Here is a 20,589-nt window from a genome sequence, read left to right on the forward strand (position 1 = left end):
CCGCGTTCAGCGCAGTACGCGGCGGGGAATGGTGAACCCCTCGCTGCGGCCCTCGAACAACGAGACGGTCATCGCCTCCAGTGCGACCAGCGGTGCGACGTTCGCCTCGATCGCCTCCCGGCACATCGCGATCGCGTCGATCCGGCGGACCGTCTGCTCGGGCGTCGTCCGGGCGGCGAGCTGTTCGATGTTCCGGCCCAGCTCGGCGTTCACCAGCTCGCTGCCGGACCGGGTCTGCAGCACCAGGACGTCGCGGTACAGCGCCATCAGGTCGACCAGCGAGCGGTCCAGGACGTCCCGCTCCCACCGCTTCGCGCGGGCCTTCTGCTGGTCCTCGAGCTCCTTCAGCGCGGCATTCGCCTCGCGCGGCTTGGCGCCCTTCGTGCCGACACCGAGGGCCTGCTCGAGCGCGGCCCGCTCCTTCTCGTCGACCTTCTCGGCGCTGGCCTTGGCCTCTTCCTTGGCCGCGTCGACCAACTGCTGCGCCGCCTTCAGACAGGCGCCGAGGTCGCGCAACGCGAACGGGACCTCGAGCACCTTGGTACGCCGCGCCCGGACCGCATCGTCTCGCGCGAGCGCCCGCGCCCGGCCGATGTGCCCCTGCGCGGCCCGCGCCGCGAACCAGGCCAGGTCCTGATCGATCTCGAGCTTCGTGGCCAGCATCTCCGCGACCGCGGCGACCGGCGGCGTCCGCAGCACCAGCAGGCGGCAGCGCGACCGGATCGTCGGTACGACGTCCTCGACCGTCGGCGCGCACAGCACCCACACGGTCCGCGGCGCCGGCTCCTCGATGCTCTTCAGCAACGCGTCGGCGGCCTGCTCGGTCAGCCGGTCCGCGTCCTCGACGACCATCACCTGCCAGCGGCCCTGGGTCGGACTCATCGCGGCCCGGCGCACCAGTTCACGAACCTCGCTGACCCGGATCGAGAGCAGCTCGGTGCGGATCAGGGACACGTCGGGGTGCGCGCCGCTGAGCGCCGTACGGCAGGCGTTGCACTCGCCACAGCCCTCGTTCGAGCATTGCAGCGCGGCCGCGAACGCACGCCCCGCGTTCGACCGGCCGGACCCGGGCGGGCCGGTGATCAGCCAGGCATGCGTCATGCCTGCGACCGCGGCGCCGGTCTCCCCGCGCAACACACCCGCCGCGCCGGACACAGCCTTCCGCAGTACGGCGACCGCGGGCTCCTGGCCGACGAGGTCGTCCCAAACACTCATAGACCCACCTTCGGGAGCAGCGGCTGGAGGCGGGCGCGGATCTGCTGGGCGATCTCTTCGCGATCCAGGGTGGCGTCGAGTACCAGGTAGTGCTGCGGCTCGGCGGCCGCGAGCTCGAGGAACGCGTTCCGGACCCGCTCGTGGAACTCGGCCGACTGGGCCTCGATCCGGTCCCGCTCGGCGAACCGGCCGAGGCCGCTCTTCGGCGCCAGGTCGAGCAGGATGGTCAGGTTCGGCCGGAGGTCGTCGGTGGCCCAGCGGTTCACCCGCTCGACGTCGGTCAGGTCCAGGTCCCTGCCCGAGCCCTGGTACGCCAGCGCGGAGTCGACGTACCGGTCGGTGATCACGACCGCACCGGCCTTCAGCGCGGGTTTGATCACCGAGTCGACGTGCTCGGCCTTGTCGGCGGCGTACAGCAAGGCCTCGGTGCGGTGCGAGATGTCGCCGGTCGCCGGGTCGAGGACGATCTCGCGCAGCGTCTTGCCGAGGTCGGTCGCTCCGGGCTCGCGGGTCAACAGCACCTGCTGGCCCTGCTCCTCGAGCCACTTCACCAGCAGCGCGGACTGCGTCGACTTCCCGGCCCCGTCGCCGCCTTCCAGCGCGATGAACAGGCCGGTCGTCGGGTAGTCACCGCGGGTCTTGCCGAAGCTCCGCCGGACGTCACGCCAGAACGGAACGCCCGGCCGGTCGTCCATCTGCCGCCACGCGAGCAGCCCGATCACACCGGCCAGGATCGCGGCGGCGAGCATCGTCATCGAAGCGCCGTTGTACGTCGCCGAGTGGCCGGCGATCGTCCACGTGTGCCGCCCGATCGCGCCCGCGGCGAACGGCGCGATCGCCAGCGTGACCGCGAGCACCGTGCGGACCGCTGACTGCACGAACGCGAACGTCCGGCCGCGCACCGCGTCCGGCACCTCGAGGCCGAGCAGCGTGTACCCGGAGACCCAGGAACCGCCGGCGCAGAACCCGAGCAGGATCGCGATCATCGTGGCGATCTCGATCTGCTGGATCAGCGCCAGCCCGGCCAGGCAGATCCCCGAGCCGACCAGCCCGGCCGCGAACAGCCGGCGCCGGGACAACCCGGAGAAGATCCGCGGCGCGAACCCCATCCCGAGCGCGAGCCCGCCGAACACGGCACCGAACAACACGCCGTACCCGGGATCGCCGGCGCCGAGCTGGTCGACGTACGTGCGGCCCAGGCCGATCACGACGGCGCCGGCCGCGAACGCGCCGGAGATGCCGACCACGAGACCGCGCACGACGGGAGTACCGGTGACGTAGGACCAGCCCTCGACCATCGTCCGCCAGAGCGTCGGGTGTTCCTCGTGGTCGTGCACCGCGCGGCCGATCTCGCGGACCGACATGATCGCGAACGCGGAGACCACGAACGTCGCGGCGTTCACGTAGACGGCCAGGTCGATGGAGAAGTTGCCGGCCCAGCGGGTGACCAGGGTGATCGCGGTGAAGATCACCGCGGCCGGCAGCGCGGTGCCGTACGTCGTGATCAGGCTGATCTGGTTGGCGGCCTCGAGCCGGTGCCGGGGAATCAGGTTCGGCACGCTGGCGTCCTTGGCCGGGCCCCAGATCAGGCTGACGATCTCGATCAGCACGGTCGCGACCAACAGCCAGGTGAGGGTGCCGACGATCGGGATCGTGACGAAGAACGCGGCCCGGATCAGGTCGCCGACGATCATCGTCGAGCGCCGGTTGAGCCGGTCCGCGACCCAGCCGGCCACCGGACCCATCACCAGCGCGGGCAGCACCCGCAGGAACAGCACGCCACCGATCGCGAAGTTCGCCGCCTGGTAGTCGTCACCGGCGAACGACTTCGCCATCGCGGTCAGCGCGAGCAGCCCGATCCAGTCACCCAGGCTGGACAGCCCGAAGCCGATCCACAGCCGCCGGAACGCCCGGATCCGCAACACCGCGCGCACGTCGTGCGCCGGTGCGGGATCAGTCAGCGGGTCATAAGCCTCCGGCACACCGCAAGACTAGTGGGCCGCATGGACAGCCTGACGCAGTGCATCCAGTGCGGCCTTCAGGTCCGGGGCCGGGAGGAAGCCGAAGCCCAGGCGGAACACCCGCGGCTCGTCCCCGAACCAGTCGCCGTCCGCCAGCCGGACGCCCACCGCCGCGGCCTCCGCGCGGAACCGCTCCAGGTCCACCGACGGCTTCAGCCGGATCACGCACAGCGCACCGGCATCGGGCTTGACCCACTCCACGACGTCACTGTTCGCACGCACCCAGTCCGCGGTGATCGCGAGGTTCTCCGCGAGCCAGGACCGGCGTACGGCGAGGATCTCGTCCTCCCGCTCGAACACCCGGACCGCGAGCGCCTCGGTGACCGGAGACGCGGAGACGACCGTGTTGAACTTCGCGGTGACGAGCTGGTCGATCAGCTCGGCGTCGGTGCTGATCACCCACCCGATCCGCAGCCCGGCCGCGCCGTGACACTTCGACAGTGATGCCACGGACACCACTCGCGGGCCGAGGTCGACCGCCGTCTCCGCGACCGGATCGTCACCGTACGCCGCGACGCGGTAGGTCTCGTCGATCATCAAGTAGGCATCCGGACACACCGCAGCCATCGCGTCGACGATCTCCCGAAGGACAGACCTGGGTACGGCGACCCCGGACGGGTTCTGCGGCGTCGTCAGGCTGACCAGCTTCGTGTCCGGCGTCAGCTGCGCGCGCACAGAGTCAGCGGTCAGCCGGTACCCCTCGTCGAAGCTCACCGGGACGACGCGGACATCCGCACCAAGCGACTCGTACGCCGACCGCGTCATTGGGAACAGCGGAGCAGTGGTGACGACCTGACCGCCGCGCTCAGTGAGCAGATAGGCGAGCAGGAAGATCCCGTGCATCCCGCCGATCGTGACGACGACCTGCTCCGGCCGTACGCCGTGCCGCGCGGCAATCGCGCTACGCAACGGTGGAGTACCGGCTGCGGTGCCGTAACCGAGCTCGAGATCGGCCAGCTCCGGGGTCAGCAGGTCCGCGAGCCGGAGGTCCGGCCCGTAGCTCTCACCCAGCTCGTGCTGGGGCTGCTCGGCGGTCAAGGACATGATCGGGTTCCGCGGGAAGGTCGGCATACCACCATCGTTCTGCGGCAGCGCTGGTCGCTGCAGAGCCAATCCGGCAGAATTGGTTCGCAGATGAGACCAATCGAGGTGGTTGACCGGTTGGGCCGCTGGTCGTCCGGCCGCGGCCCGCTCTACCTGCTGCTCGCGTCCCGGCTCCGGCAGCTCATCGACGACGGCGAACTCCCACCCGGCGTCCTCCTGCCACCGGACCGCGCGCTCGCCGGCGCCCTGGCGGTCGGGCGGACGACGGTGGTCGCGGCGTACGACCTGCTCCGGGCCGAGGGACGGATCACCCGGCGCCAGGGCAGTGGGACGCGCGTGGCCGGCGTACCCCGGAACGTCGAGGACCCGGCCCCGGTCGACCCGATCTTCCTGGACTCGCTGGAGGCCCGCGACGACGACGTACTGCTGGCGATCTGCGCGGCGCCCGGTGATCCGCCGCCGCAGTTGGCGGAGGCCTTCGTACGGATCGCGCCGGAGCTGAGTCGCGTCACCGACGACATCGGGTACTACCCGTACGGTCATCCGTCGCTGCGGCAGGCGCTGGCGGACCGGTACACCGCACGTGGTGTGCCGACGCGCATGGAGCAGGTTCTCGTCACGAACGGCGGCCAGCAGGCCCTGTCGTTGCTGGCGCATGCGTTGGTGTCGCCAGGAGACCAGGTGCTGGTCGAGGCGCCGACGTACCCGGGTGCGCTGGAGGTGTTCCGGGAGGAGGGTGCTGTGCTGCGCGGGCTGCCCGTGGGGCTGGAGGGGTTCGAGGCAGCGGTCCAGGAGCGGCGTCCTGCGGTCGCGTACGTGGTCCCGACGTACCAGAACCCGACCGGCTCGGTGCTGTCCGGACTGGCTCGGCAGCGGTTCGCGAGCGCGGGTGTGCCGGTGATCGAGGACGAAGTACCGGGTGACCTGTCGTTCCCGGGTGAGGCAGTTCCCACGCCGATGGCGGCGTACGGCGAGTCGGTGATCTCGATCGGTTCACTCAGCAAGAGCATCTGGGGCGGTCTCCGGATCGGCTGGATCCGCGCGACGCCACCACTGGTCAATCGGCTGGCCAGGCTGCGCGCAGTACACGATCTGGGCGGCAACGTCCCCACTCAGCTGGCCGCGGTGCACCTACTACCGCTCCTGGACTCTCCAGATCTGCACGAGACCCTCAAAGCCCGTCACGACCACCTGCACACGCAGCTGACCCGCGCACTCCCCACATGGGAGATCCCGACCGTCAGAGGCGGCCAGTGCCTCTGGGCCCGCCTCCCATACGGCGACGGCACCTCATTCGCCCAGACCGCCCTCCGCCATGGTCTGGCGATCCTCCCGGGCGCCGGCCTGGACGTCACTGGCTTGAGCGACTCCTACGTCCGCCTGCACTTCCGTGCGCGACCGGACGACCTCACCGAAGCCGTCCGCCGCCTGACCAAGGCATGGGACGCCTACCACCCACCCGCCGAGCGCGTGCATCCCCGACCGAGCATTGCGATCTGAGGGCGGACCGCCACCACTCACCAACCTCCTGGGCGAGGTGTTCGGCCGGCTGCCCTGAGCGTGAGCCACTCACCAGCCGTCGGCTTGGTGAGTGGCTCACGTCCACCTAAGCGGTGGTGAAGCGGAGGGTGATGGTGGCGGGAGCGGTCTTCAACTTGTCGCGGTCGGGGAGGGCCGGGCCGCAGGCCGCGGTACCCACACCGGTCTGGCCGAGGTCGAGGGTGACGTACGTGGTGTCACCCGCCACCAGATCGGCCGTGTGCGAAGCAGTCTCCAGGTCCTGCGAGGTCCAGTCGCGGACGGTGAAGCCGAAGAGCTGGTCGAGCGCCTCGATCCGCAGGCCGTCCAGCGTGGCCCAGCGGGTGTCGATGCGGTGACCGTTCTCCTGCGGGCGCACGTACGGCGTCTGCAGCTCGGCAACCGTTCCGGAGTACTTCCCGACCGCGGCCGCCTCGCGAGTGTCGACGTACGCCTCGTTCGGGCCGGTGCCGAACCACTCGACCTGCTGCACCTTCGGCAGCTCGAACGTGATGCCCAACCGCGGCAGCACCTCCGGGAACAGCCCCTCCGGTACGACACTCAGCTCCAGCACCACACCGTTGTCCACAGCGGTCCAGCGCCACGTGCTGCGCAGGCCCCACTGCAGCTGCGGCGGTGCGGTCCGGGTGACGACCTCCCAGGCACCGTCCTGCTCGCCCTGCGACACGATCCGGTGCTGCACGCGGTGCAGGCCCTCCTCGCGCCAGGCCGCCGCGACGCCGGGAATCGCGTCGTTGTCGATCGGCGCGCGCCAGACGTCGAGCCGCGCATTCTGCAGTCCCGCGACGGTGATGCCCGCGACGCCCGCCGTACCTCCGGCCGGCGAACCGCTGATCGCGGGCGTGGCGTCGACCGGCTCGTCCAGCCGGATCTGACCCCAGGCGATCCGGTGACCGGCCTCCGCCCACGACGTCGCCTCGGTGAGCTCTGCCGTGATCGTCAACCACGCCTCTGCACGCTCGCTCTGCTTGAGGATCCCGGGCGGCAGCTCGAGCGTGGCCGTCTCGCCGGGCGCGATCACCGGTGCCGGAAGGTTTCCGTCGGCGACGAGCTCTCCCGCCGCCTCGACCCGAGCCAGGAACGTCAGGTGGCTGGTGTCCAGCACCTCGTAGCGGTTCGTGACCGTGACCCCGCCGTTGCCGTCAGCAACGATGCGGAGCGGCTCGATCACCTTGGTGTACTCGTGCATACCGGGCGACGGCGTCCGGTCCGGGAACAGCAGACCGTCGCAGACGAAGTTCCCGTCGTGGATCGACTCACCGAAGTCGCCGCCGTACGCGTAGACCTCCTTGCCGTCGATCGTGGTCCGCAGGCCGTGGTCGATGAACTCCCAGATGAAGCCGCCCTGGCAGCGCGGGTACTTGTCGAAGACCTCGCGGTAGTCGAGCAGCCCGCCCGGCCCGTTGCCCATCGCGTGCCCGTACTCGCAGAGGATGAACGGCAGGTTCCGGTACAGCTCGGGGTCGGCGCCGATCTCCGCGCAGCCCTCGGGCGAGGTGTACATCCGCGAGTAGATGTCGACGAACTCGGCCTCGGTGTCGCGCTCGTAGTGCACCGGCCGCGACGGGTCGAGCTCCTTGACCAGGTCGTACATCGCCTTCAGGTTGTCGCCCATGCCGCACTCGTTGCCGAGCGACCAGATCACGATCGACGGGTGGTTCTTGTCGCGGTGCACGGTACGGCGCATCCGGTCGACCAGGTCGTCGCGGAAGCGCTCGTCCATCACCGGGTTCGGCAGCTTCGGCGGCTGCGGCTCGTACCCGAACCCGTGCGACTCCAGGTCGCACTCGTCGATCACGTACAGGCCGTACTCGTCGCACAGCGAGAGGAAGTGCGGGTGCGGCGGGTAGTGGCTGGTGCGGACCGCGTTCATCCCGGCCCGCTTCATGATCAGGACGTCGTCCAGCATGTCCTGCTCGGTCACCGCACGCCCGCGGTCCGGGTTGAACTCGTGCCGGTTCACGCCGTTGAACAGCACCCGGTTGCCGTTGACGGTGAAGATGCCGTCGACGATCGCGACCGTCCGGAACCCGATCCGCAGCCGCACCTCGCCACCCGCGGTCCGCAGTACGGCGTCGTACAGCCGCGGCACCTCGGCGCTCCAGGGCTGCACGCCCTCGACCCGAGTGTGCTCGCCGGTCGGCTGCTCCAGCCCGAGCTCGGCGATGCTGACGGTGCCCGGTACGTCGGACTCGACGAGCAGCGTGCCGGCGCCGTCGACGTGGTCCCACGCGGCCTTCACGAACACGTCGGTCGGCGCGTCCGGGCGGAGCGCGAGGAGGTTCACCTCGCGGAAGATCCCGGACAGCCACCACATGTCCTGGTCCTCGACATAGCTGCCGGTCGACCACTGGTGGACGCGGACTGCGATCCGCGCGTCCTTGCCCGGGGCAACCAGGTCGGTGACTTCGAACTCGCTGACCAGCCGGGAACCGGACGACCAGCCGACCTGCTCGCCGTTCACGTACACCGCGAACCGCGAGTCCACGCCCTCGAACCGGAGCACGATCCGGGCGCCCGCGAAGTCCGCCGGCACCGTCACGGTCCGGACGTAGTCACCGGTCGGGTTGTCGGTCGGCACGAACGGCGGCTCGAGCGGGAACGGGTAGACCACGTTCGTGTACGCCGGGGCGCCGTACCCGCTCAGCTGCCAGTGGCCCGGGACCACGATCGTGTCCCAGCCGGACGTATCCGGGTCCTTGAGGTCGTCGGGCGCGTCCGCGACGGTCGGCGACAGCCGGAAGCTCCAGTCGCCGGTCAGCGGCACGCGGCCCGAGTCGTCATCCATCCACGCGCGCGGCGGCAGCACGTTCAGCCCGGAGGCAAAGTCCTCGACGTAGTCAGTCACGGAAGTCGAGCCTACGGCCAACCTGTTCACGAATCCACACCGATGAACAGATATGGACAGTTATGGCCGTCACGGGCCAGCCGATTACTGCTGGCAGTCCTTACAGATCCCGACCAGCGCGACCTGCTCGGGGGCGAGGTGGAAGCCGAGCTCGCGGGCGACCTTCTTGCGCGCGGACTCGAGGATGTCGCCCGGGGCGTCGTACACCGTGCCGCACTCGGAGCAGCGCAGGTGCAGGTGCCGCGGCGCCAGATCGCCCGCCAGGTGGTACGTCGTCCCGGCGCGACCGAGATGCACGTGGGTCACGAGCCCGAACTCACCGAGCGCGTCGAGGGCGCGGTACACCGTCGCGCGATGGATGCCCGGGCGCAGCTGCTCGGCCCGTTCACCGATCTGCTCCGCACTCAGGTGCTCCTCGGTTCCGGCCAGCACCTCGACCACCGCGAGCCGAGCCGGGGTCACCCGCTCACCCCGGTCCCGCAACCGCTGCGCGCTGACCTCGACCGCACTCGTCATCTGCGCCGCTCCCTCAGGACTTCTTCGCCGCCGTCTTCTTCGCCGCCGTCTTCTTGGCCGTCGTCTTCTTCGCGGCAGTCTTCTTGGTGGCCGTCGTCTTCTTGGCCGTCGTCTTCTTCGCGGCCGTCTTCTTGGCGGCGGTCTTCTTCGCCGGCCGCTTCACCGGACCGCGGGCCCGCTTCTCCGCGAGCAGCTCGGCCGCCCGCAGCAGCGAGATCGTCTCCACCGAGTCGTCCTTGCGGAGCGTCGCGTTGGTCTCCCCGTCGGTGACGTACGGACCGAAGCGGCCCTCCTTCACCACCACCGGCTTCTTGGACTCCGGGTCCTCGCCCAGCTCCTTCAGCGGCGGCGCGGCAGCTCGCCGGCCCCGCTGTTTCGGCTCGGAGTAGATCTTCAGCGCCTCGTCGAGCGTGATGTCGAACATCTGCTCCTCGGTCGCCAGCGACCGCGAGTCGGTGCCCTTCTTCAGGTACGGCCCGTAGCGCCCGTTCTGCGCGGTGATCTCGTCACCGGACTCCGGATCCTTACCGACCACCCGCGGCAGCGACAGCAGCTTCATCGCGTCGTCGAGCCCGATGCTGTCCAGCGCCATCGACTTCAGCAGCGACCCGGTCCGCGGCTTCGCGCCCTTCGGCGCGTCCTCCGGCAGCACCTCGGTCACGTACGGACCGAAGCGACCAGCCTTCGCGACCACCTTGAGGCCGGTGTCCGGCGCGTTGCCCAGCTCGTGCTCGACGCCCGACGGCTGCTCGAGCAGCTCCTGCGCCTTGTCGACGGTCAGCTCGTCCGGCGGCAGGTCCTCCGGGACGTTCGCGCGGCGCTCGTCCTTGTCCTCGACGTACGGCCCGTAGCGTCCGACGCGGACGACGATCCCGCTGTCGTCCCCGCCCACCGGGAAGGTGGACATCTCGCGGGCGTCGATGTCGCCGAGGTCGGTCACCATCGACTTCAGACCCTCGAGGTCGGAGTCACCGAAGTAGAAGCGGTCCAGCACGCCCTCGCGCTGCAGGTCACCGGCCGCGACCTCGTCGAGGATGTCCTCCATCGACGCGGTGAAGGTGTAGTCCACCAGCCGGGTGAAGTGCTCCTCGAGCAGCCGGACCACCGCGAACGCCAGCCAGGCCGGAACCAGCGCCTGGCCCTTCTTGTAGATGTACTTGCGGGCCTGGATCGTGCCGATGATCGACGCGTACGTCGACGGCCGCCCGATCTCCCGCTCTTCCAGCTCCCGGATCAGCGTCGCTTCGGTGTAGCGCGCCGGCGGTTTGGTCTCGTGCCCCGAGGCCAGCACCTCGATCGCGGGCAGGACGTCGCCCTCGGCCACGTCCGGCAGGCGGGTCTCCTGGTCGTCCGTTCCCGCGGACGGGTCGTCCGCGCCCTCGACGTACGCCTTGAGGAAGCCGTGGAAGGTGATCACCCGGCCGGACGAGGTGAACTCGCACTGCTCGCCGGTCGAGGCGGTCGCGTCGATCTTGATCGACACGCTGTTCCCGACGGCGTCCCTCATCTGGGACGCGATGGTGCGCATCCAGATCAGCTCGTACAGCCGGAACTCGGCGCCGCTCAGACCGGTCTGCGCCGGAGTCTGGAAGGTCTCACCTGCCGGCCGGATCGCCTCGTGCGCCTCCTGCGCGTTCTTCACCTTGGAGGTGTAGACCCGCGGCTTGTCCGGCAGGTACGACGCGCCGTACAACTCCCGGACCTGGGCCCGGGCGGCGGTGATCGCGGTGTCCGACAGCGTGACGCTGTCGGTACGCATATAGGTGATGTTGCCGTTCTCGTAGAGCCGCTGGGCGACCTGCATCGTCTGCGAGGCGGACATGCCGAGCTTGCGGCCGGCCTCCTGCTGCAGCGTGGTGGTCCGGAACGGCGCGTACGGCTTGCGGGTGTACGGCTTGGACTCGATCGAGCGGACGGTGAACTGCGACTCGTGCAGCGCGCCGGCCAGGGCGGTCGCGGTGGCCTCGTTCAGGTGCACCGTGTTGGCGCCCTTGAGCTCACCGGTCGAGCTGAAGTCGCGGCCCTGGGCCACCCGCTTGCTGTCCACCGAGACCAGGCGGGAAGGGAACTGCCGCGGCGTCCGGCTCTCACCGGCGTCCAGGGTGGCGTCGAGATCCCAGTACGACGCGCTGCGGAACGCGATCCGCTCGCGCTCGCGGTCGACCACCATCCGGATCGCGACCGACTGGACCCGGCCCGCCGAGAGCTTCGGCATGACCTTCTTCCAGAGCACCGGGGAGACCTCGTACCCGTACAGCCGGTCGAGGATCCGGCGCGCCTCCTGGGCGTCGACGAGCGCCTCGTCGATGTCCCGGGCGTTGCCGACCGCGTCCTGGATCGCCTTCGGGGTGATCTCGTGGAAGACCATCCGGCGGACCGGGACCTTCGGCTTCAGCTCCTCGAGCAGGTGCCAGGCGATCGCCTCGCCCTCGCGGTCCTCATCGGTGGCGAGGAAGAGTTCGTCGGCACCCTTGAGCAGGTCCTTGAGCTTGCGGATCTGCGCCTTCTTGTCGGCGGGCACGACGTACAGCGGGTCGAAGTGGTCCTCGACGTTGACGCCGAGCCGGGCCCACGGGAGGCCTTTGTACTTGGCGGGGATCTCGTCCGCCCCGCTCGGCAGGTCGCGGATGTGGCCGAAGCTGGACTCCACCACGTACCCGGACCCGAGGAAGCCGGCGATCATCCGCGCCTTCTTCGGCGACTCGACGATCACCAGGCGGGTACCTGCCGCTGTCTTCGTCCCTGCTGCCCCTGCCACTGTGCTCCCTACTCTCGTCCTGCGACAACGCCTCTGCCCCGACGCCTGTTCCCCCGAACACAGACCGACCCCGCCCGAGGACAGGGTACGGCCGACGGCAACGCATTTCTCCACGCACCGTAACCGCTCCGGGCCCGGTCGCGCTCCCCAGGGTTTCAGATAGTGTCGAACAACCCATCGTCACCGCGCGTGGCGGTAGCGCCACACCGAGCCCCCAGGCACGCTTACGAGAGTACGCCGTCTCAGCGCCGGAAACGGACCTCGGGGAATTTCGGGGAGTCGCCGCGGAGCAGCACCGACGGCCTCCCGCGCAGTGTCAGGTCGAAGAACGCGGCGACGTACTCCCGCTGCGCGAGCACGCTGCGGGCCGGTTTGGCGCTGCCCACCAGCGCCGTCATCACCGACGTGATGATCGGGTCGTTGCCATAGATGTCGTGGAACAACTGGGAGAAGACGAACTGGTAGTCGGTGAACGCCTTCTGCTTGGTGCGGGCCAGCGCGAGGTCGAGCTTGCCGCCGCGTTGCGCGGCCCAGAAACGGGCCCACGACTTGTCGTAGCCGTCCTTGGCCGGATCGGTTCGCTGCGTCTCGGCCGACCCGAACAGCAGGAACGGCCGGTCCAGACCTTTCTCCGCGACCTCACCGAGCGGACCCTTGGCCCGGTCGTCCTGGAGCGTGCCGTCCAGGTCGAGACCGGCCGTGATCCGCCGGTCCTCGAGCATCGTGTTCGCGGTCGTGTAGCCGCCGAGCGCGAAGCCGAACATGCCGATCGCGCGCAGGTCCAGGGTGCCGGCCAGCCCGTCCGGCAGTTGTTTGCCGTTGGCATCGACCTGCTGGCCGTCGGCGATCCGCTCGAGCTGGTTCAGCACGAACCGCGCGTCCGCGGTGCGGGTCGCGAGCGCCTTCCGGATGTCGTCCGGACCGGTCGGTTCGGACTGCTGGGCACCTGGCAGGAACCGTCCGCCCGGGAACTCCACCGGCGTCTCGTGCGAGTGGTCCATCGTCACCACGACGTACCCACGACTGGCCAGGTCCTCCACCTGCGCCGTGTTCACGAACCGGGAGTACTGATACCCGGGCGAGAACAGGACGACGGGATGCCGCAGCCGCTGCACCGGTACGTCGACCCGCGCGTGCGTCTCGGTGTTCGCGAAGTCGAACGACCCGGTCGGCAGGGCCAGCCCGTAGTCGCCCGTCCAGGAGTCGTCCACCGCGACCGCGGTGCGCTCCGGCATGTACTTCGCGAGCGGCGCCGACTCGAACGCCGACGCCGGGTACCAGATGCTGATCATCAGCTCGCGCTGTTCGCTCGGCATGCTCGGGTCCTCACGGGACCGGTCGATCAGGTGCAATGCGGTCGTGCCGAGGGCTTTCCGCCCGGTCGGGGCCGGGAGCCGGAACCTCACCGGATGGAAGTTCGGGTCACCCTGCGTGGTGAGCCGGCCGCCCGGGTCGAGCGGCGAAGCCTGCGCCAGGCTCGGCGCGGCCAGCGTGACGCCCGCTGCCAGACCGGCCGTCAGGACGTGCCGCCTGGTGAAGACGGGACTGCTGGGGCTGCTGGGACGCCAGATGGTCATGCGCTCATCGTCATGGCGGCGTTTCACTCCGTGATGGCGACACTGTCTCAACTTCATGAAGCTGACCTGATGACAATCCGGGGCCGGTGAGCTTCAATGTCGCCATCTTGTTCATTGATGCGTGAAGTGAGGCACTCGTGAGCATCTTTGTCCGCATGAAACGTTCAGTAGTCGCGCTGGCGTTACTCGCCGGTGCACTCGTGGCTACCGCCGGTCCCGCCCGGGCCGCCGGCAACACGCTGGGTGACGTCACCGCCTTCTCCGGCGAGCAGGCGACGTACACGCTCAGCGCGGGGACCGCGAAGGTCCGGGTGGTGTTCCTGAAGGACGACGTGTTCCGGCTGTGGATGGCGCCGGACGGGAACTTCACCGACCCGGCGAACACACCGCCGACCGACCCGAACGCCCCGGCGTCGAACATCGTCACCAAGACCGACTACGGGACGCCTCGGACGACCTGGACGGACCGCGGCACCTACTACTCGCTGAGCACCGGGAAGATCGAGGTGCGGGCGCAGAAGAAGCCGCTGAAGTTCTCGCTGTACCGGTCGAACGGCCAGCTGGTGTGGTCCGAGGCCGCACCGCTGTCGTGGACCGACACGTCGACCACCCAGACACTCGGCCGCGGCGCGAACGAGCAGTTCTTCGGCGGCGGCATGCAGAACGGCCGCTTCTCGCACCGCGATCAGACGATCAAGATCTCCAAGGACTTCAACTGGGAGGACGGCGGCAACCCGAACGCGTCGCCGTACTACATGAGCACCGCGGGATACGGCGTACTGCGGAACACGTTCAGCCCGGGTAGTTACAACTTCACTAGTCCCGTTGTCACTACTCACGACGAGAAGCGCTTCGACGCGTACTACTTCGTCGGCGACCTGAAGACCTCGCTCGACCGCTACACCGAGCTCACCGGCCGGCCGTTCATGCCGCCGATCTACGGGCTCGAGTACGGCGACTCGGACTGCTACAACCGCGGTCACTACGGGACGGACCCGGACCCCAGCAACGACTGGAAGGTCAACCCGGACAAGGTGACCACGCTGGACGCGGTGAAGATCGCGCAGAAGTTCCACGACGAGGACATGCCAGGCGGCTGGATGCTCGTCAATGACGACTACGGCTGCGGCTACTCCGCCAACACCGACTCCGAGCAGGTTGACGGCACCTGGTGGGGCAAGCGGGACATCCCGGCGCTGAAGCAGACCGGTGACGAACTGCGGGCGCGGAACATCCAGATGGGTCTGTGGACGCAGTCGAACCTGGACCGGCAGCCGGCCGAGGTCGGCGACGCCGGTGTGCGCGTGCGGAAGCTGGACGTGGCGTGGGTCGGTCCGGGGTACCGGTACGCGCTGAGTGCCTGCGACACCGCCCACAACGGGATCGAGCAGTACAGCAACGCTCGGGGCTTCGCGTGGATGGTGGAGGGCTGGGCCGGCGCGCAGCGGTGCGCGGTGCAGTGGACGGGTGACCACAGTGGCTCGCTGGACGCGATCAAGTGGCAGATCCCGGCGATCACCGGTTCCGGCAACTCGGGCATCGCGTACAGCGCGGGTGACATCGACGGCATCTTCGGCGGCAGCGCCACGTCGTACGTGCGGGACCTGCAGTGGAAGGTGTTCAACCCGGCCTTCATGAGCATGTCGGGCTGGTCCACGCCGGCGTACAAGCAGCCGTGGGCGTACGGCGATCCGTACACCTCGATCAACCGGAAGTACCTGAAGCTGCGCGAGCGGCTGCTGCCGTACTTCTACACGTACGCCGCCGAGGCGCACCGCACCGGCGCACCGCTGAACCGGTCGCTGGTGCTCGAGTACCCGAACGACCCCAAGACGTGGGACGACACCACGAAGTACGAGTTCCTGGCCGGCAAGGAGTTCCTGGTCGCACCGATGTACGGCGCGGACGCGGTCAAGAACGGTATCTACCTGCCCGCCGGACGCTGGGTCGACTACTGGACCGGACGGGTCTACCAGGGTCCGACGACGATCAACGGGTACTCCGCTCCGCTCGACACCCTGCCGCTGTTCGTCAAGGCCGGCGCCGTGGTGCCGATGTGGAAGTCCGGGATCAACAACGCGGTCGAGCAGGAGCCGGGCGACCCGGTGACGGTCGACATCTACCCGTCGGGAAAGTCGTCGTTCTCGCTGTACGAGGACGACCGGGTGACGCGGTCGTCGAAGTCCGCGACGCAGACCTTCGCCGTCGACGCTCCGACCAGCGGGCGCGGCGACGTGACGGTGAACATCGGTGCGAGTGTCGGCACGTACGACGGCAAGCCGACGGCTCGCCCGTACACCCTGACGCTGCACACCGGCGCGGCTCCGACGAACGTCTTCGTCGACGGCAAGAAGGTCGCGTGGAAGTACGCCGACGGCGTGGTCACGGTGCAGACGCCTTCGGTGTCGATGTCAAAGTCTGCAACGGTTCTGCTCACCGGCACGTCCGCGGTCGGCGGTCCGGAGGTCACCAACACCTTGGGGACTCCCGAGCTCAGCACACCGTCGCTGTGGAACGCTCCGGGCCAGGCGACCGAGGTGACCGCGACGTTCCGCAACGGCACCCCGACGACCGTGCGCGACGTGAAGCTCGACATGCAGCTTCCGACCGGGTGGACCGCTTTTGGTGCCAACACGTTCGCGACCGTGGCGCCGGGCCAGACCGTCACGACCAAGCTCCAGGTGACACCCGGCGCGGACGTGAAGCCGGCGAGCTTCACGTTGCAGCTCAAGGCGTCGTACGTTGCTCAGGGCAAGAGTTATGCGAACACGGCCTCGGCGACGGCGCAGTTGCCGTACGCCTCACTGTCGCAGGCTGCGAACGTCGTCGGGGTCAGCGATTCGGCGACGTACAAGCAGGGCAACTTCGACGGATCCGGCGACAGCTACAACGGCGAGGCGCTGGCGGCCGCCGGGTACACACCGGGCGCGAAGGTGACCGTGCAGGGCGCCGACTTCACCTGGCCGACCGGAGCTCCCGGTACGCCGAACCTCGTGAAGAACCAGTCCGCACCGATCCTCGTGTCGGGGACCGGATCGCATCTCGCCCTGCTGGGTGCTGGCGCGAGTCTCAATGCGCGTGGAACCGTCAAGATCATCTACACGGACGGATCCACGTCGGACGGCACGTTCCAGTTGCCGAACTGGTGTTGTCAGGACCCGACGACCGGTGGTGCGAAGCTGGCGGTCTCGGTGAAGGGCCGGTACACACCGTCGGGTCTCGGGAACACGACGACGGACTATCGGGTGTTCTACACCGCCGTACCGCTGGATCCGGGGAAGACGGTGAAGGCGATCCAATTGCCCGGCGGCGGGCTCGGGTTCTTCGCCGCGACGATCGCGAACAAGCCGTTGCCTCCGGCACCCACCGGGGAGAACTGGGTCAGTGACCTGGAGTTCCTGGACTCCACCAACGGCTGGGGTCCGGTGGAACGCGACCACAGCAACGGCGAGGACGCGGCCGGCGACGGCGGCCCGATCACCCTCGACGGCGTCCAGTACGCCAAGGGACTCGGCACCCACGCCGCCTCCTCGGTCTCCGTCCGCCTGGGCGGCAACTGCACCACGTTCACCAGCCAACTGGGCATCGACGACGAGATGGAGGACCGCGGCAAGGTCACCTTCAAGGTCCTCACCGACGGAGTCGCCAAGTACACGTCGGACCAGCTGACGGGCACCTCGCCCACAGCCAGCACGACGGTCGACATCACCGGTGCTCAAACGTTGACCCTCCAGGTCACCGACGGCGGCGACGGCAACACCAGCGACCACGCCGACTGGGCCAACGCAAAGATCACCTGCAACCCGTAGAACCCGCCGAGGGCGGGCCCCACCCCGCCCTCGGTTCCCCGCCCACCACCCGCCCACCCCAGCCCGCCCGCCCCACGCAGCGTTTGAGGGGCCGGCCCCTGAAGCGGTGGGTTAGCACCCCGAAATATCAGGTGCTGACCCACCGTTTGAGGGGCCGGCCCCTCAAACGCTGCGTGGGCGGGGCGGGGGCGGGGAGTCGGGTGGGGCGGGGAGTGGGGTGGGAGGATGTCGGCATGCAGGAGCTGACGGGGAATGTGGTCGAGGGGTTGCGTACGGCGTTCGCCTCCGCCGGGTACACCGTGGACGGAGTCGCCGAGCGTCTGGGTGACCAGGCCAACGGGGCGCTGGCGCGGAACGAGACGGCGCCCGCGTACCGGCGTACTTCCTCGGGGGACCCGCTCGACACGATGATCCGGTTGTTCCTGCTGCAGCGGGCTGTCCCGGAAAATGCTGTAGATAAGGCGTTTCCGGGGGCTGATCTAGTTGCTTTGGGCATCGTTGAGCGGAGTGGGGGTGAAGTACGGGCCGCGGTTGATGTTCGGCCGTTCGCGGAGGACGGGCGGGAGTGGTGGGTGGTGGCCGACCTCACGCCAGGGCTTGACGGGCGGCGGGAGGCGATGCGGTCGGACTATGTGCTCGGGATCGCGCCGGCCAGTCTGAGCCTGATTCAGCTCACCGTGCCGATCAAGGCCGAGCGGGCGCTCGACATCGGGACCGGGTGCGGCATCCAGTCGCTGCATCTCGCGGATCGGGTCGACCGGCTGACGGCGACCGACGTCAACCCGCGCGCGCTCCAGCTGGCCCGGGCGACGGCGGCGCTCAATCACCTCGAGCTCGATCTTCGCGACGGCAGCCTGTACGAGCCGGTGCGGGGCGAGCGTTTCGACCTGATCGTCAGCAACCCGCCGTACGTGATCTCGCCACCCGGCGGCGACCTCACCTATCGCGAGACCGAGTTCACCGGCGACGCTGTGGTGGAGCAGCTCGTCCGTCAGGCACCGGAGCACCTGACCGATGGTGGCTGGTGCCAACTGCTCGCCAACTGGACCTGTGTCCGCGGTGAGAACTGGCAGGACCGCATCGCCGCCTGGACAGCGGACCGGTCCGCCTGGGCCGTCCAGCGCGAGCAGCTCGACCCGTCGGAGTACGTCGAACTCTGGCTCCGCGACGCCGGCCTGCACGGCACACCGCAGTACACCACCAGGTACGACGCGTGGATGCGCTACCTGGACGTGCAGGACGTCGAAGCGATCGGCATGGGCTGGATCACCCTGCACAACGTCGCAGGCACCCTCGACGCCGAGCCGTGGCCGTACGAGATCGAGCGTCCGATCGGACCGCACGTCCTGCACCGCTTCGAACGGCGGGAAGGCCTCCCGGCCGACCTGACCGGTCTGCACCTGCGCGTCGCCGACGACGTCATTCAAGAGACCACCGGCCAGCCAGGTGCCGAGGACCCGGCCACCATCGTGCTCCGCCGGCAGCGTGGGATGCGCCGCGCCGAACAGGTCGACACCGTCCTGGCCGGTTTCGTCGGCGCTTGCGACGGCGAGCTGAGTGCCGGCCAGATCCTCGCCGCGCTGGCGGACCTGATGGACCGCCCGGTCGTCGATGTACTGTCCGACTACCTCCCGCAGGTCCGAAGCCTCGTCGTAGAAGGCTTCCTGGACTACTGACTGGACTACTGAGTCATTCCTCGGCGCCGGCGCTTCTCGGAGTACATGCGTCGATCCGCCACGGTCAGCAGATCACCGACCGGCGTACCGTCCGTGCTGCTCGCCTGACCGACGCTGAGCCGCAGCATCGCGAACCACGGCGCCTCGGCCCGCGCAGCCTCCCGCTCCGCCGCCGTCCTGATCCGCTCCACCAGCTCGGGCGCCCCTCGCTCGTCCGGGTTGGCCAGTACGACGACGAACTCGTCCCCACCCGCACGCGCCACGACGTCCTCCGCGCGGCTTTGCTCGGACAGCAGCGTCCCGACTCTGCGCAGTACCTCGTCGCCGCAGGCATGCCCGTAGCTGTCGTTGATGACCTTCAGGTTGTCCACATCGATCGCAATGACCGCGATCGACCGCCCCGAGTCGTGCGCCACCGACATCCGCTCGTCCAGCGCCCGGCGGTTCCCCACACCGGTCAGCGGGTCCTCGCGAGCCGCCCGCCACTCGGCGTCGTGCCGGATCGACAGCTCATGATTCGCCAGGGCGCTGCGTACGGCGTACAACCCGCGTAACCGCTCCGCCCACCAGCCACGGCTGATCGCCCGCGCGTACTGCAGCCCGGTCGTCGCGCCGGCGTCACCGGTCGCCGCCACGATCTGTACCGCGGTGTGCCGGATCAGCGCCTCCACCGGCGGATCCGACGTCGGCGGCAGGTCGCTCGCCGCCCGGTCCGCCGCCGCGATCGCGTCGTCGCCGCGCCCGAGCGCCAGGTACGCCCTGGCCAGGTACGCGCCGGCGATCGCGGCCAGCTCGTGATCGCCGAGCTTCGCCAGCTGATCGCGGCAGTCCTTCAGGATCACCGCCGCCTCGTCGGCGTCCGCCTCGTCGTTGCTCGCCGCGAGCCACATCCGCCCGGCCATCGGCCAGTACCCGAGCAGGTCGGCCGTCAGGATCACCTCGACCGCTGCACCCGCCCACCGGTGCGCCGAGCGCCGCAGTCGTTGGATCTCCTCGTCGTACGACGTGTCGCCGAGCCGCTCGAGTTCGTGCGCCCACCGCAGGTTCGACTCGGCCAGGTTCAACCGATTGATCGCCGGCGCCTCGGGCAGGCCGAGCGGGTCGTAATCACCGTCCGCCGCGAGCTCGAAGTGCGGGATGCACAGCTCGTACAGCCGGAGCAGGTCGTAGGCGTAGCCCAGCCCGGTGTGCGCCCACCCGGCCAGGCCCAGGTCCCGCGTGCGCGACAACGCGTTCTCGGCCGCGACCAGGTCGGCGACCGAGTCACCGCCCTCGCCAGTGCGGATCAGGGTAACGATCCGGAGCGCGATCGCGTTCGCCTCCCAGCCCGGCTCGTCGATCGCCCGGGCGACCCGGATGCAGCTGTCGACGGCGTCCAGCGCCTCGACCGCATCGGTCGCGTGGTGGGCGGCGACAGCGCGCACGTACTCCGCGGCGGCCCGCTCGTGACTGGGCTCCGGGTCCAGCTCGGCGAGCAGCGCGGTGATCTCCAGGCCCGCCGCGGCCGGATTGCCGGACTGGGCCCGCGTCATCGCCGTAGCGATCCGCTCGGTCACCCCCGACGTCTCGCGCACCGCGCCTCCCCT

At 69.4% G+C, this 20,589-nt stretch carries 11 protein-coding genes; 3 read left to right on the top strand and 8 right to left on the bottom strand.

Annotated features, from left to right (window positions below; genetic code table 11):
• Nucleotides 1-6: 6 nt before the first annotated feature.
• From AC0662_RS19295 to AC0662_RS19305, 3 genes are read right to left on the bottom strand one after another with little or no spacing between them, the layout of a single operon-like run.
• Nucleotides 7-1,215: a DNA polymerase III subunit delta' gene (locus tag AC0662_RS19295; protein ID WP_478302175.1), complete on the bottom strand. Its 1,209-nt coding sequence runs from the start codon at nt 1,213-1,215 to the stop codon at nt 7-9.
• The gene (gene tmk / locus AC0662_RS19300) at nt 1,212-3,197 is read right to left on the bottom strand and encodes a dTMP kinase (RefSeq protein ID WP_452204639.1); all 1,986 of its coding nucleotides are present in this window, start codon (nt 3,195-3,197) and stop codon (nt 1,212-1,214) included. The genes AC0662_RS19295 and tmk overlap by 4 nt, the downstream gene beginning before the upstream one ends.
• A gap of 9 nt (nt 3,198-3,206) precedes the next feature.
• A complete protein-coding gene (locus AC0662_RS19305) occupies nt 3,207-4,307 on the bottom strand; it encodes a pyridoxal phosphate-dependent aminotransferase (RefSeq protein ID WP_478302177.1) in 1,101 nt (366 codons plus the stop codon).
• A 63-nt stretch (nt 4,308-4,370) separates the two neighbouring features.
• Here AC0662_RS19305 and AC0662_RS19310 point away from each other — a divergent pair, with 63 nt between their 5' ends.
• Nucleotides 4,371-5,780, top strand: a complete 1,410-nt coding sequence (locus tag AC0662_RS19310; protein ID WP_478302179.1) for an aminotransferase-like domain-containing protein — start codon at nt 4,371-4,373, stop codon at nt 5,778-5,780.
• 106 nt (nt 5,781-5,886) lie between these two features.
• On the opposite strand, the gene AC0662_RS19315 is transcribed toward AC0662_RS19310, so the two are convergent.
• From AC0662_RS19315 to AC0662_RS19330, 4 genes are all read right to left on the bottom strand, one after another.
• Entirely contained in the window at nt 5,887-8,667 is a 2,781-nt protein-coding gene (locus tag AC0662_RS19315) for a glycoside hydrolase family 2 TIM barrel-domain containing protein (RefSeq protein ID WP_478302181.1), read from the bottom strand.
• A gap of 84 nt (nt 8,668-8,751) precedes the next feature.
• Nucleotides 8,752-9,183 carry a Fur family transcriptional regulator gene (locus tag AC0662_RS19320; protein ID WP_452204643.1) on the bottom strand — a complete coding sequence of 144 codons (432 nt, stop codon included), beginning with the start codon at nt 9,181-9,183 and terminating at the stop codon, nt 8,752-8,754.
• A 13-nt stretch (nt 9,184-9,196) separates the two neighbouring features.
• A complete protein-coding gene (gene topA / locus AC0662_RS19325) occupies nt 9,197-11,941 on the bottom strand; it encodes a type I DNA topoisomerase (RefSeq protein WP_478302184.1) in 2,745 nt (914 codons plus the stop codon).
• Nucleotides 11,942-12,183: 242 nt separating this feature from the next.
• The gene (locus AC0662_RS19330; RefSeq protein WP_478302186.1) at nt 12,184-13,518 is read right to left on the bottom strand and encodes an alpha/beta hydrolase; all 1,335 of its coding nucleotides are present in this window, start codon (nt 13,516-13,518) and stop codon (nt 12,184-12,186) included.
• 155 nt (nt 13,519-13,673) lie between these two features.
• Between AC0662_RS19330 and AC0662_RS19335 the strand changes: the two genes are divergently transcribed.
• Both AC0662_RS19335 and AC0662_RS19340 read left to right on the top strand, forming a co-directional pair.
• Nucleotides 13,674-17,327, top strand: coding sequence for an NPCBM/NEW2 domain-containing protein (locus tag AC0662_RS19335; protein WP_478302188.1), 3,654 nt, complete (start codon nt 13,674-13,676; stop codon nt 17,325-17,327).
• Between the two features lie 233 nt (nt 17,328-17,560).
• On the top strand, nt 17,561-19,003 hold the full coding sequence (locus AC0662_RS19340) for a DUF7059 domain-containing protein (RefSeq protein ID WP_478302190.1): 1,443 nt from the start codon (nt 17,561-17,563) through the stop codon (nt 19,001-19,003).
• 5 nt (nt 19,004-19,008) lie between these two features.
• On the opposite strand, the gene AC0662_RS19345 is transcribed toward AC0662_RS19340, so the two are convergent.
• Nucleotides 19,009-20,577: a GGDEF domain-containing protein gene (locus AC0662_RS19345; protein ID WP_478302192.1), complete on the bottom strand. Its 1,569-nt coding sequence runs from the start codon at nt 20,575-20,577 to the stop codon at nt 19,009-19,011.
• Nucleotides 20,578-20,589: the final 12 nt, after the last annotated feature.

The organism is Kribbella sp. NPDC043289 (assembly GCF_056436705.1).

Excerpts from the sequence above, each read along its gene's own strand:
- AC0662_RS19295 (WP_478302175.1), bottom strand. The coding sequence starts at position 1,215 with ATGAGTGTTTGGGACGACCTCGTCGGCCAGGAGCCCGCGGTCGCCGTA.
- AC0662_RS19305 (WP_478302177.1), bottom strand. The coding sequence starts at position 4,307 with ATGCCGACCTTCCCGCGGAACCCGATCATGTCCTTGACCGCCGAGCAG.
- AC0662_RS19310 (WP_478302179.1), top strand. The coding sequence starts at position 4,371 with ATGAGACCAATCGAGGTGGTTGACCGGTTGGGCCGCTGGTCGTCCGGC.
- AC0662_RS19320 (WP_452204643.1), bottom strand. The coding sequence starts at position 9,183 with ATGACGAGTGCGGTCGAGGTCAGCGCGCAGCGGTTGCGGGACCGGGGT.
- AC0662_RS19330 (WP_478302186.1), bottom strand. The coding sequence starts at position 13,518 with ATGACCATCTGGCGTCCCAGCAGCCCCAGCAGTCCCGTCTTCACCAGG.
- AC0662_RS19335 (WP_478302188.1), top strand. The coding sequence starts at position 13,674 with ATGAAACGTTCAGTAGTCGCGCTGGCGTTACTCGCCGGTGCACTCGTG.
- AC0662_RS19340 (WP_478302190.1), top strand. The coding sequence starts at position 17,561 with ATGCAGGAGCTGACGGGGAATGTGGTCGAGGGGTTGCGTACGGCGTTC.